Source organism: Microvirga sp. TS319, assembly GCF_041276405.1.
In the GTDB taxonomy this organism is placed as follows: Bacteria; Pseudomonadota; Alphaproteobacteria; order Rhizobiales; family Beijerinckiaceae; genus Microvirga.
Genome location: NZ_JBGGGT010000002.1, coordinates 1,579,818 through 1,592,490, shown reverse-complemented (window position 1 = coordinate 1,592,490; position 12,673 = coordinate 1,579,818). Strand labels below are relative to the sequence as shown.

At 66.0% G+C, this 12,673-nt stretch carries 13 protein-coding genes; 3 read left to right on the top strand and 10 right to left on the bottom strand.

Annotated elements, in window-relative coordinates:
* Positions 1–115 precede the first annotated feature (115 nt).
* Complete coding sequence (locus AB8841_RS16895) at positions 116–874, bottom strand: SDR family oxidoreductase (RefSeq protein WP_370436988.1); 759 nt, start codon at positions 872–874, stop codon at positions 116–118.
* Positions 875–1,080: 206 nt separating this feature from the next.
* On the opposite strand from AB8841_RS16895, the gene trmFO reads away from it, so the two are divergent.
* Complete coding sequence (trmFO, locus tag AB8841_RS16890; RefSeq protein ID WP_370436987.1) at positions 1,081–2,499, top strand: methylenetetrahydrofolate--tRNA-(uracil(54)-C(5))-methyltransferase (FADH(2)-oxidizing) TrmFO; 1,419 nt, start codon at positions 1,081–1,083, stop codon at positions 2,497–2,499.
* A gap of 323 nt (positions 2,500–2,822) precedes the next feature.
* Here the strand turns inward: trmFO and AB8841_RS16885 are convergent, their stop codons facing one another.
* From AB8841_RS16885 to yajC, 5 genes are all read right to left on the bottom strand, one after another.
* Entirely contained in the window at positions 2,823–3,665 is an 843-nt protein-coding gene (locus AB8841_RS16885) for a phytoene/squalene synthase family protein (protein WP_370436986.1), read from the bottom strand.
* Position 3,666: 1 nt separating this feature from the next.
* Positions 3,667–4,053, bottom strand: a complete 387-nt coding sequence (locus AB8841_RS16880) for an Mth938-like domain-containing protein (RefSeq protein WP_370436985.1) — start codon at positions 4,051–4,053, stop codon at positions 3,667–3,669.
* A 4-nt stretch (positions 4,054–4,057) separates the two neighbouring features.
* Positions 4,058–4,996 (bottom strand): protein translocase subunit SecF, encoded by a 939-nt coding sequence (secF, locus tag AB8841_RS16875; protein ID WP_370436984.1) that lies wholly within the window; start codon positions 4,994–4,996, stop codon positions 4,058–4,060.
* A gap of 12 nt (positions 4,997–5,008) precedes the next feature.
* Positions 5,009–6,616: a protein translocase subunit SecD gene (secD, locus tag AB8841_RS16870; protein WP_370436983.1), complete on the bottom strand. Its 1,608-nt coding sequence runs from the start codon at positions 6,614–6,616 to the stop codon at positions 5,009–5,011.
* A gap of 91 nt (positions 6,617–6,707) precedes the next feature.
* Positions 6,708–7,043, bottom strand: a complete 336-nt coding sequence (gene yajC, locus AB8841_RS16865) for a preprotein translocase subunit YajC (RefSeq protein WP_370436982.1) — start codon at positions 7,041–7,043, stop codon at positions 6,708–6,710.
* 202 nt (positions 7,044–7,245) lie between these two features.
* Here yajC and AB8841_RS16860 point away from each other — a divergent pair, with 202 nt between their 5' ends.
* A complete protein-coding gene (locus tag AB8841_RS16860; protein ID WP_370439287.1) occupies positions 7,246–8,121 on the top strand; it encodes an ATP-binding protein in 876 nt (291 codons plus the stop codon).
* A gap of 13 nt (positions 8,122–8,134) precedes the next feature.
* Complete coding sequence (locus tag AB8841_RS16855) at positions 8,135–8,509, top strand: VOC family protein (RefSeq protein WP_370436981.1); 375 nt, start codon at positions 8,135–8,137, stop codon at positions 8,507–8,509.
* Positions 8,510–8,572: 63 nt separating this feature from the next.
* Here AB8841_RS16855 and AB8841_RS16850 read toward each other — a convergent pair whose 3' ends face one another.
* From AB8841_RS16850 to serS, 4 genes are all read right to left on the bottom strand, one after another.
* The gene (locus AB8841_RS16850) at positions 8,573–9,601 is read right to left on the bottom strand and encodes a peptidoglycan DD-metalloendopeptidase family protein (protein WP_370436980.1); all 1,029 of its coding nucleotides are present in this window, start codon (positions 9,599–9,601) and stop codon (positions 8,573–8,575) included.
* A 172-nt stretch (positions 9,602–9,773) separates the two neighbouring features.
* Positions 9,774–10,454, bottom strand: a complete 681-nt coding sequence (locus AB8841_RS16845; protein WP_370436979.1) for a protein-L-isoaspartate O-methyltransferase — start codon at positions 10,452–10,454, stop codon at positions 9,774–9,776.
* A gap of 11 nt (positions 10,455–10,465) precedes the next feature.
* Positions 10,466–11,227 carry a 5'/3'-nucleotidase SurE gene (surE, locus tag AB8841_RS16840; protein ID WP_370436978.1) on the bottom strand — a complete coding sequence of 254 codons (762 nt, stop codon included), beginning with the start codon at positions 11,225–11,227 and terminating at the stop codon, positions 10,466–10,468.
* A gap of 1 nt (position 11,228) precedes the next feature.
* Positions 11,229–12,590: a serine--tRNA ligase gene (serS, locus tag AB8841_RS16835; RefSeq protein WP_370436977.1), complete on the bottom strand. Its 1,362-nt coding sequence runs from the start codon at positions 12,588–12,590 to the stop codon at positions 11,229–11,231.
* Between the last annotated feature and the right edge of the window lie 83 nt (positions 12,591–12,673).

Sequence of the window (12,673 nt, the reverse complement as noted above, 5' to 3'; positions counted from 1 at the left end):
CCGCTCGTCTGACGTCATGACCGCGCTTGGCGCGGCCATAACGTCTTGGAAACGTCTCGAAGGTGCGCCCCTGGAAAGGCGCCAAATTCCTGTCCCGCACGTCGGAAGATGCCACCTACCGCCCGCCCGTGACCGGCAGATTGGCGCCCGTGATATAGGATGCCGCATCCGACATCAGGAACAGCACGGCCTCCGCGACCTCCTCGGGCTCCCCGATCCGCTGCATGGGGATAAAAGGCTTCAGGCGCTCCAGGCGCCCGAGATCCTGGGTGCTGCGCTCGTGAATATCGGTGCGGGTCATGCCCGGCGAGACAGCATTCACGCGGACGCCGTCCAGCGCCAGCTCCCGGGCAAGGCCCACCGTGAGGGAGTCGATCGCGCCCTTCGAGGCGGCATACCAGACATATTCGCCGGAGCTCCCGAGCCTGGCGGCGGCCGACGAGATGTTGACGATGGAGCCTCCATGGCCGCCTCTCCGGGTCGAGAGCCGCCGTGCCGCCTCACGGGCCACGAGGAGGGCTCCGGTAACATTGACGTCGATGCAGCTGCGCAGAACCTCGGCCGCGGCATCCTCCAGGCGGCCGGACTTGCCGGTCACGCCCGCGTTGTTCACCACATGCGAGAGGCGCCCCAGGCCCGCTTCGGCCTCATCGAACATGCGGATGACATCCGCCTCCACGACAACGTCGCCCTGGCAGGCGAAGGCCTTGGCGCCGGAGGCCCGGCAGGCGGCGAGCACCGCCTCGGCGGCCTCGCGCTCGGTCCGATAGGTGATCGCCACGTCGTAGCCGCGCGCGGCCGCCATCTGCGCCACCGAAGCCCCTATGCCCCGGCTGCCGCCCGTAATAAACACCACCGGCCGCATGGATTGCATGGCGCGAACCTCCTCGAAAATGCCGGCTCACCTTGACCAGGGCCCCTACGGGAGTCAACAAGACCGCAAGCATCGGGCTCAAAGCATCGGGCTCAAAAGCAGATCCCACTTTTGGGACACATTCGATGCCCAAGTCTTTAGGCGGCGCATCGTTCTGGCGAAAAAACCGGGACCACTTTCTCGCACGATGCGCTAAGAGAATGACCATGAGCAAGATCGAACCCATTCACGTCGTCGGCGGCGGACTCGCCGGCTCGGAAGCCACCTGGCAGATCGCGCAGGCCGGCGTTCCCGTCATCCTCCATGAGATGCGTCCGGTGCGCGGCACCGACGCGCACAAGACGCAAGGCCTGGCCGAGCTCGTCTGCTCCAATTCCTTCCGCTCGGACGACGCGGAAACGAACGCCGTCGGCCTGCTGCACCAGGAAATGCGCACCCTCGGCTCCCTCATCATGGCGAAGGGCGATGCCAACCAGGTGCCTGCGGGCGGCGCGCTGGCGGTGGACCGCGACGGCTTCTCCTATGCCGTGACGGCCGCCCTCGAAGCGCATCCGCTCGTTACGATCGAGCGCGGCGAGATTCCGGAAATCCCGCCGGAGGATTGGACATCCGTCATCGTCGCCACCGGCCCGCTCACCTCACCCTCCCTGGCCGAGGCGATCCTCAAGCTGACGGGTGAGACCTCGCTCGCCTTCTTCGACGCCATCGCGCCGATCATCTACCGCGAATCCGTGGACATGGACGTCGCCTGGTTCCAGTCCCGCTACGACAAGGTCGGACCGGGCGGAACCGGCAAGGACTACATCAACTGCCCCATGACGAAGGAGCAATACGAGGCCTTCGTGGATGCCCTGATCGAGGGCGACAAGACCGAATTCAAGGAGTGGGAAGCCAATACTCCCTATTTCGACGGCTGCCTGCCGATCGAGGTCATGGCCGAGCGCGGCCGCGAAACCCTGCGCCACGGCCCCATGAAGCCCGTCGGCCTCACCAATCCGCATCATCCCGACCAAAAGCCCTATGCGGTGGTGCAGCTGCGCCAGGATAATGCGCTCGGCACCCTGTTCAACATGGTGGGCTTCCAGACCAAGCTGAAATACGGCGCCCAGTCCGGCATCTTCCGCATGATCCCTGGCCTCGAAAACGCCGAGTTCGCCCGGCTCGGCGGCATCCACCGCAACACCTATCTCAACTCGCCCAAGCTTCTCGATCCGACGCTTCGCCTGAAGGCGATGCCGCGCCTGCGCTTCGCGGGTCAGATCACTGGCTGCGAAGGCTATGTGGAAAGCGCGGCGGTGGGCCTCATGACGGGCCGCTTCGCCGCCGCCGAGCGGCTCGGCCGCCCGATTCAGCCCCTGCCGCACACCACGGCCCTCGGGGCCCTGATCAACCACATCACAGGCGGCCATATCGAGACCATCGACGAGGGCCCGCGCTCGTTCCAGCCCATGAACGTGAATTTCGGCCTGTTCCCGCCCCTCGACCGGGCGCCGAAAGCCGAGGACGGCAAGCGCCTGCGCGGCTCGGCCAAGACCATCGCGAAGAAGAAGATGCTCACCGACCGCGCCCGCGCCGATCTCTCGGCATGGCTGTCCGCCGCCAACATGCCCGCCGCGGCCGAGTAAGCTGCTTTTTCCGTCATCCCGGGACCGCAAAGCGGAGCCCGGGATCCATAACCGCTGACGATAGCAAAGGACGCCGAGAGGGGGCGGCTGTGATTCTCCTCGACGCCGTCCTTATGGAACTCGCCTGCGCGGAGATGATGGAAAAGGGCCTCCGCTCCTGCAGCATTGGACGTGAAATCGCCCCCTGCCCGATGCCGTAAACTTACGTTTTCGAGCGTCTTTTCACGCAGAACCGGTGCCCACGTCCCGCGTTCGATGCTCGACTATTCTGGGTTGAGCATCTTTTCACGCCAAACCGGTTCCCACTTCCCGCGTTCGATGCTCTAAAACGGCCCGCGCCAGAGCGCCCAGATCTTTCGCCATTGCGGGAGGTCGATGGGCGTGTGGAGCGGATCGTAATCCGGTTTCTCCATCGCCTTCAGATAGGGCTCGACCAGCGCGAGCGGGCGAAAAGCCGGTTCGGCCTCTGCCGGAATGGTCGTGCGCAGGGTTCTCGCCTGATCGAGATGGCGGCGGGCGATGGCGCGCATGTCGGCCAGCGCTCCCTCAAGGCCCGGCCCGCCTCGCCCGGTGACGATGTCGTCCCGGACCACGCCGTGCTGCGCCAGGATGTCGGTGGGGATATAGAGTTGTCCCTGCCGCGCATGAATCGGGAAGGCGCGCAGGAGACCGGCGATGGCATAGGCCACGCCCGCGTGACCGGCAGCGTCCGCCGCTCCGGGGTCCTTGCCGTCGGAGAGAATGATGCTCGCGAGCTGGATCAGGCTCGACGACGTCTCGCCGCTATAGCCCTCCAGGTCGTTCACGCTCGGCATGGGATCGTCGTAGAGATCGAAGATCCGCGCATCGATCAGATCCACGAGCGACTGCCGGGGCAGGCGGAATCTGACGACCGTGTCGTCGAGCGCAGCCGCGACGGGATTGGCGCGCACGTCGCCCCTCGCCTCGCCCTGCAGCGCGTCGCGCCACCATTGCAGGCGGATCTCGCCGAGCATCGGCTCCCGCACGGATTCGCGCACGCGCGCGATCTCGAAATTGAAGGCGTGGAGGGCGTGGAGATAGGGACGCTTTCCCTCGGGCGCGAGGAGGCTTGCCCAGTAGCGGTCGGGATCGGCCTCGCGGACGAGCGCCTCGCAATGGGCGAAATTCGATTGCGGATCGGCCATATCAGCCCACGGCGATGAGGGCGGCGGCAACCTTGCGGTTTTCCGCCAGGAGAATGTTGTAAGTGCGTGCGGCCGCCCCGGTCTGCATCACGTCGAGGCCGATGCCGGCCTCGCGGAAACGCTCGCGAAACCGTCCCGGAAACGCCGCGATCTCCGCGCCCGTGCCGAAGAGGAGGAGATCGATCTCCTCGGCCTCGGCGAGGATCGGCGCGAGCGCTTCGTCGTCGAGCTCCCTCATGGAGCCGACGGGCCACGCCTTGATGCCCGACGGCAGCGCGAGGATCGAGCCGCGATGGGACATGTCCGCGAAGCGAAAGCCGCCATTGCCGTAAGAATCGATCGGAAAGCGTCCGGGGACGAAACCGTCATACAGGCGGCTATCGCTCATCGTCCTACTCCGCGGCTGCGGCCTTGCCCTCCGGCACCTTGACGGTCTCGGATCCGCGCAGGCCGATATAGATCAGCATGGGCGAGGAGATGCAGATCGCCGAATAGGTGCAGATCACCACGCCGTAGAGCATGACCTGGGCGAAGCCCTGGATCGCCTGTCCGCCGAAGAGCACAAGGGCCAGCAGCGCAAGCGCCGTGGTCGTCGCCGTCATGATCGTGCGGGACATGGTGTGGTTGATCGAGAGGTTCAACAGCTCTTCCGGCGGCATGGTCTTGTAGCGGCGCATGAGCTCGCGGGTGCGGTCGAACACCACCACGGTCTCGTTGAGCGAGTAGCCGACGATGGTGAGGATCGCCGCGATCGAGGTCATGTTGAACTCGTGCCGCGTGATCACGAAGAAGCCGATGGTGAGCACGATATCGTGCAGCGTGCCGATGATGGCCGCTACCGCCAGCTCGCGCTCGAAGCGGAACCAGAGATAGAACAGGACCGCGATCACCGAGAACACGATGCCGATGGTGCCGGACTGAACGAGCTCGCCCGACACGCGCGGGCCGACCGTCTCGACGCGGCGGAACTCGTACTCGTTGCCGAAGGTATCGCGAGCCTTCTGCACCACTCCCGCCTGCGCGGCCTCGCCGCCGGACTGAATCGGGAAACGCAGCGAAACCTCGCCGGCGGTGCCGAATTCCTGCACCTCCACGTCGCCGAAGCCGAACCCCTCGGCCGTGTGGCGGATCTGGGCGACGTTGACCTGGCCCGATTTGGCCTGGATCTCCATGAGCGTACCGCCCTTGAAGTCGATGCCGAAATTGAGGCCGACCGTGTAGAGCACGATCGCGGTCGCCACCGAAATGAGGGCGGACAACGGGAAGGAGAAGCGCCTGAAGCGCATGAAGTCGAAGTGGGAGTTTTCGGGCCAGAGGCGAACGAGGCGCACGATACTCACTCCTTAGAACGGAAGAACTTTGGGACGCATCCACTGGTACCAGAGCGCAATCATCATGCGCGTCAGGGTGACGGCGGTGATCACCGTCGTGAGGATGCCGAGAATGAACACGACCGCGAAGCCGCGCACGGGTCCGGAGCCGAGGAAGAACAGGATCACGGCGGCAATGGCCATGGTGCTGTTGGAGTCCACGATGGTCGCGAAGGCCCGGTCGAAGCCGGCCTGGATGCCGGACACGATGGAGCGTCCGGAATGGACCTCCTCGCGGATACGCTCGTAGATCAGCACGTTCGAGTCGACCGCCGTGCCGATGGTGAGCACGATGCCCGCGATGCCCGGCAGGGTCAGCGTAGCTTCGAGCACCGACATGAGGCCGAAGATCAGGCCCACATGCACGAGGAGCGCGATGTTGGCGATGAGGCCGAACACCCCGTAGGTGGCGAACATGAAGATCACGACGAGGATGGCGGCGACATAGGTCGCCAGCTTGCCGGCCTCGATGGAGTCACGGCCCAAGCCGGGACCGACGGTGCGCTCTTCGACGATGGTCAGCTTGGCGGGCAGCGCGCCGGAGCGCAGCAGAACCGCGAGATTGTTCACCTGCTCGACCGTGAAGCTGCCCGAGATCTGGCCCGAGCCGCCCGTGATCGGCGACTGGATCGTGGGCGCGGAGATCACCTCGTTGTCGAGCACGATGGCGAGCTGACGCCCGAGGTTTTCCGTCGTCGCCTGGCCGAAGCGCTGCGCGCCCCGGATGTTGAAACGGAAGTTCACGATCGGCTGGTTGGTCTGCGAATCGAAGGCGGCCTGGGCATCGGTCAGGTCGCCGCCCTCGGCGATGACGCGACGCTCCACGGGCACCCGCTGGCCACCGGCATCACGCATCGGAAGCATGTCCACGTCGGTCGCGCCGGGCTGGGCCAGGAGGCGGAACTCCAGGTTTCCGGTCTCGCCGAGAAGCGCCTTGAGCTGCTGCGGGTCCTGAAGGCCGGGAACCTGAACCAGCACGCGATCCGCGCCCTGGCGCTGGATGCTGGGCTCGGTCGTGCCGGTGGCGTCGATACGGCGGCGGATGACCTCGATCGACTGGTCGACGGCGCGGCGCACCCGCTCGTTGATGCCCGCATCCGTCAGGGTCAGCGTGATCGCACCATCCGGCGTGTCGCTGAGCGCCACGCTGGCGTTGCCGGTCTGGCCGAGAACGGCGTTGCTGATCGGCTGGGCGAGCTCGCGCAGGCGCGGCATCAGGCGCTCGCGGTCGGCCGCGTTCGGCACGCGGATCTGGACGCCGCGCGGGATCGTCTGGATGCCGTTCTGCGACGCGACGCGGGTGTCGCGGAGGATCCGGCGCACGTCGTCGCGCAGAAGGGTGATCTGGCCGCGCACGAGATCCGACTCGTCCACCTGGAGAAGGACGTGGGAGCCGCCCTGCAGGTCGAGGCCGAGCACGATGGCGCGCGAGGGCACGAGCCAGGAAGGGACCCAGCTCGGAACGGCGCTCAGATACGCCTTGCGATGCTCAGGCGACATCATGCTCGGAATCCCCAGCAGGAGACCGATGATGATAATCGCCAGGGTGGCGATGATCTTCGACTTCGAGAAGCGCAGCATCGTCAGCTCAACCTTTCTCAAACACTCTGCTGCACATGTCGTGCAGCGGACCGGCCCTCAAGGGCTCCCGCCCGAGGGCCGGTCATTAATTTCAGGCCTTCACCGGCTCGGTCTTCGAGCGGACCTCGGAGATCATGGCGCGAGCCACCTTCACCTTCACGTTATCGGCGATTTCCACCTCGATATCGGCCGAATCCTCGAGCACTTTCGTGACCTTGCCGATGATGCCGCCGGAGGTGACGACGGTATCGCCGCGGCGCACGTTCTTGATCATTTCCTGATGAGCCTTCACCCGGCGCTGCTGCGGACGGATGATCAGGAACCACATAATCACGAAGATCAGGATGAACGGGACGAACTGGATGATGGTATCCATTCCGCCCCCGGTCGCGGGGGCCCCTTGTGCGAAGGCAGGTGAAATGAACAAGCGGCTCTCCATGGATAAAGGCGCGAGGCGGGCGCTGCTTCGAGGCCCACCCGCGCCAAACGGGATGAAAGTGGGCGGACTATACCCATCGACTCCACGAAATCAATGAAGTTGGAAGGCTTTCCCAAAGCTCCTGCATGGACCGGAGAGCGGATTCTGGGCTAAGCACGACCTTCTCACCTTTTCTTGAAGTCAGATGCCGATGTCCCCCGACCTCACCTCCCCCGAATCCATGGCCTTCCTCAAGCGCATCGCCGACGCCCTGGAGCGCCTGGCCCCGGCCGGACCTCCCCAGGCGGATTTTGCCGCGGCGGACGCCTTCGTCTGGCACGCGCCGGGTCGCAAGCTCGCCCCGGTGGCGAAGGTCAACCGGGTCGAGATGAACCTGCTCCGGGGCATCGACCGGGTGCGGGATCAGCTCGCCGAGAACACCGGCCGCTTCGCCAGAGGCCTGCCCGCCAACAATGCCCTGCTCTGGGGCGCCCGGGGAATGGGCAAGTCGTCGCTGGTGAAGGCGGTCCATGCCGAGATCAACGCGACCAAGGCGCCCGAGGCCCTTCCCCTCAAGCTCATCGAGATCCATCGGGAGGACATCGAGACGCTCCCGGACCTCATGGGCCTGCTCCGTGCGGATCCCCATCGCTTCATCGTCTTCTGTGACGATCTGTCCTTCGATGCGGACGACACCTCCTACAAATCCCTCAAGGCGGTGCTGGAAGGCGGCATCGAGGGTCGTCCGGACAACGTGATCTTCTACGCCACGTCCAACCGCCGCCACCTTTTGCCCCGCGACATGATGGACAACGAGCGCTCCACCGCCATCAATCCGGGCGAGGCCATCGAGGAGAAGGTATCCCTGTCCGATCGCTTCGGCCTCTGGCTCGGCTTCCATAAATGCAGCCAGGACGAATATCTCGACATGATCTTCGGCTATGTCGACCATCTCGGCCTCGACGGTGACCGCGCGGCCATCCGGGCGGAAGCCCTGGAATGGGCCACGACCCGCGGCGCCCGCTCCGGCCGCACGGCCTGGCAGTTCATCCAGGATCTCGCCGGCCGCCAGGGGAAAGCGATTTAAGGGAGATCGTTCCGTGAAGGTCAAACGGATCGTCGCCAACATACCGGCATCCGACGTCGGGGCGGCGAAGCGCTTCTACGAGGATGCTCTCGGACTGGAGCGGCTGATGGACCATGGCTGGATCATCACCTACGGCAACGGCGAGCCGGGCAGTGTCCAAGTCAGCGTCGCAACCCAGGGTGGCTCGGACACACCGACGCCGGACCTGTCCATCGAGGTGGACGATGTCGACGAAGCGCTTCGGCGCATGACAAGCGCCGGATTTCCCGCGATCTACGGACCGGCCGACGAAGCCTGGGGCGTTCGCCGGTTCTATGTGCGGGATCCGTTCGGTAAGATCGTGAACATCCTCTCCCATCGCGGGAACGAAAAAAGGGACGGTGGCTGAGCTCCACCGTCCCCTCGCGTGATCAGCCTCGGGTCTCGAAAGCCAATCCAAATCGGTGCCGGATCAGTCGGCGAGATGCTTCATCGGATCGACCGGGGTCGCGCCCTTGCGAATTTCGAAATGCAGCTGCGGCGAGGTCACGTTGCCTGTCTGGCCGGCGGTGGCGATCACCTGACCACGCTTCACCTGCTCGCCGCGCTTCACGCTTACCGCGCTGTTGTGGGCATAGGCCGAGACGAAGCCGTTCTCATGGCGGATCAGGATCAGGTTGCCGTAGCCTTTCACTTCGCTGCCGGCGTAGGTCACCGTGCCGGCCTCGGCGGCTTTCACGGGCGTGCCCTCGGGGACAGCGATATTGATGCCCTCGTTGCCGCCGTTGGCGCCGAAGCCCGCGATGACGCGGCCGCGGGCAGGCCACCGGAAGTTGCCGGAGGACAGGCTCGCGGTCTGCTCAGGCTCCTGCACCGAAGCCTTCGCGGCCTCAGGCTGCGGAACAGGCGCAGGAGCGGGAGCCGGAGCAACCGTCTGCGTGACTACCGGAGCGGGCTTCATGGGCTGCGGCTCGATGGCCGCGACCTTCTGAGGCTGGACGGGACGCGCGGGCGACACCAGCGGCTCGTTCGTGGCCGAGGCGACCTGCTGCACGGGCGCGGGGCGCGGCTGGATGGGAGCCGGCGCCGGCACCGCGGCCTGCTGCATGCCGGGGCGGGTGCGGCGCGCCGGCTCGGCCGGAACGGGCTGCTCGGAGACGGCAACCTTCGTCTGATCGACGAAGCGCATCTTCGGCTGAGCGGCGGGCGGGGTCATGGGCGCGGGGCGCGGCTGGATGGGAGCAGGCGCGGCGGCCATGCGCGAAGGCTGGGGCAGCGGCTGAGCCTGCACCGGGGGAAGCGCCTGCGCCTGGACGGACGAGGTGGGCATCGGAGCGGCCGCGTAGGAGGGAGCGCCGCCATAGGACGGCGTGTCCTGAGACGCTGTCGGCGTGCCGGGCGCGACACGTTCGCTGTTGGAGAACGGGTTGGAGAACGGATTCTCCGAGAACCGCATGGTGTCGCCACTACAGGCCGCCGCAGCACTGCCGATCAAGCTCACCAGAGCGACCCGCGATACAGCACTCCATTGCCCATCACACACACGCAAACGCATGACTCAATTACCCCAACCGCACGCAACTTGATGGGGGCATTAAAAGGCTGTTCAGGTTAAGCAACGGTTGACGCCACGAAAAATGTCGTAACCGTGTCGCGAAATTTTTTCGGTTCGATCAGAGTGTTGCCGCAATGCCTGCGACCAGCCTGGAAATCCGCAAGGGCCCGCCCAGGTTCCGGCTGAACTCCCCATCCTGAAGGCGGTCGATCTGAACGAGGCGCGGCGTGCCCTCTTCTGCCAGCGCGCCCACGAGACGCCCGCCGGGGCCGAGCAGTGAGGTCAGCGTCGCCGGGATGTCGGGCCATGCGCCGTTGAGCAGGATGCGATCGAACCGATCGCGCACGCGCGCGGCAAGGCCGTCCCCCACCTCCACGCGCACCCTGCCCGCCTCGACGATGTTCAGATGCTGTCGCGCGCTCTCGGCGAGGGTGTTGAAGCGCTCGACCGTGGTCACGTCCGCCCCGCGATGCGCCATGAGCGCGCTCACATAGCCGGTGCCGGTGCCGATTTCGAGAATGCGCTGTCCCGACGCGAGCCCCAGCGCCAGGAGCATGGTCGCCACGGTGCCCGGCGCGGTCATCGTCTGACCGCACGGCAGCGGCAGGGCTACGTCGGTGCGGGACAAATCGCGGAAGCGGCGCGGAGCGAACACGTCGCGCGGCACGAGCTCCATGGCCCTGAGCAGCGCCGTGTCGCGAATGCCTTTCGCCCGCAGGGACAGGATGAAGGATGCAACGCCGATGGCCTCCTGCTCGCTGCGGCTTTCCGCTTCGGAGAAGAAGGGCTCCTGGCTCATCGCGGCCCCTCTCAGCCGAAGGCCTGCGCGTAGCGGGTCAGCGTCGGCTCGTCGGTCATGTCGATGCGCAGGGGCGTGACCGCAATGCGCCTGTTGGCGAGCGCCCAGAGATCCGTTCCGTTACCGGGTGTGAACGGGCCGCGCTCGAAGGCGATCCAGTAATAGGGGTTGCCCCGCCCGTCGAGCCGCGCATCGAGCCGCAGAAGCTCCTGCGTGCGCTGCCCCTGGTGGACCACCGCCGTGCCCTGGACATCGTCGGGCTCGCAATCCGGGAAGTTCACGTTGACGAGAATGCCGCTCTCGATGCCCGTCTCGAGGATCTTGCGGATGACCTTGGGGCCGTGATGCTCGGCACAGTGCCATTTCAGGGCGTTGCGGTTCCCCGCGCTGTAGGCCTGGGACAACGCGATGGAGGGAATGCCCAGGAGCGTGCCCTCGATCGCCCCGGCGACCGTTCCCGAATAGGTCACGTCCTCGGCCGCGTTCTGCCCGCGGTTGACGCCGGACAGGATGAGGTCCGGCTTGTGCTCGCGCATCAGTTCGCGCACGCCCATGATCACGCAATCCGTGGGCGTTCCCTTCACGGCGAAGTGCCGGTCGGAAATCTCGCGCAGGCGCAGCGGATCGTTGAGCGAAAGCGAGTGCGCGACGCCGCTCTGGTCCGTCTCGGGCGCCACGACCCACACATCGTCGGACAATGCGCGTGCGATGGCCTCCAGGGCCTTCAGGCCCGGAGCATGGATGCCGTCATCGTTGGTGCAGAGAATGCGCATGTCAGGCCTGCCGCTCGATGCGGGTCACACCGCCCATATAGGGCTGCAGGACGGCCGGGACCGTCACGCTGCCGTCCCCGTTCTGATAGTTTTCCAGAACGGCCACGAGCGTGCGGCCGACCGCAAGGCCCGAACCATTGAGCGTGTGCACGAAGCGCGGCGATTTCTCGGAGGGCGAGCGGTAGCGGGCGTTCATGCGGCGCGCCTGGAAATCGGAGCAGACCGAGCAGCTCGAAATCTCGCGATACATCCCCTGCCCCGGCAGCCAGACCTCGATGTCGTAGGTCTTGGTCGAGGAGAAGCCCATGTCGCCCGTGCAGAGCGTCATGGTACGGAACGGCAGCTCCAGCTTCTTCAGGACGTTCTCGGCGCAGGTGAGCATGCGCTCGTGCTCGTCCGCGGAGGTCTCCGGCGTCGTGATCGAGACGAGCTCGCATTTCACGAACTGGTGCTGGCGGATCATGCCGCGCGTGTCGCGGCCGGCGGACCCTGCCTCCGCGCGGAAGCTCGGCGTGAGCGCAGTGAAGCGCAGCGGCAGTTCCTCCTCGGAGAGGATCTGCTCGCGCACCAGATTGGTGAGGGTGACTTCCGCCGTCGGGATCATGCCGTAGCGGGTGTCCTTGATGATCTTGCGGACCGCCTCGCGCGGCTGGCCTTCAAAGGCGGCGCTGAGAGCCTGCTCGAGAGAATTTCCCGGGAACGCCCAGAACTGATCGTCCTCGAATTTCGGCAGCTGCGCGGTGCCGAACATGGTGTCGTCCCGCACCAGCAGCGGCGGGTTCACTTCCATGTAGCCGTGCTCGTTGGTGTGCAGGTCGATCATGAACTGGCCGAGCGCACGCTCCAGTCGTGCGAGCTGGCCTTTCAGAACGACGAAGCGGGAGCCCGAGAGCTTCGCGGCGGTCTCGAAATCCATGAGGCCGAGGGCCTCGCCGATCTCGAAATGCTGCTTGGCGTCGTTGATCGCCGGCGGCGCGCCGAAGCGATGGCGCTCGACATTGCCGTGCTCGTCCGCTCCGACGGGCACATCCTCCTTCGGGATGTTCGGGATCGCGGCCAGAGCCTCGAACAAGGCCCTGTCGGCGGTGCGCTCGGCCTCCTCCAGCCCCGGCACCGATTCCTTGATGCGGGCGACCTCGGCCATCAGCTCCTGCGCGCGGGTCTCGTCCTTCTTGGCCTTGGCCTGGCCGATCTCCTTCGACAGGGCATTGCGCCGTTCGGTGGCGGCCTGCAGGGCCGACACGGCGCTTTTGCGGGCATCGTCGAGAGCGATCAGGCGCTCGGACAGGGGCTCCATGCCCCGGTTCCGGAGGCCTTTGTCGAAAGCCGCGGGGTTCTCGCGGATGGAACGGATGTCGTGCATGGGACTGACTCGAGCCTGCTGGATGGACCGGCCCTGCCCCTGGCACGACCGCCCCTGTTGTTCACGCCAAGGATGAGCGGCCG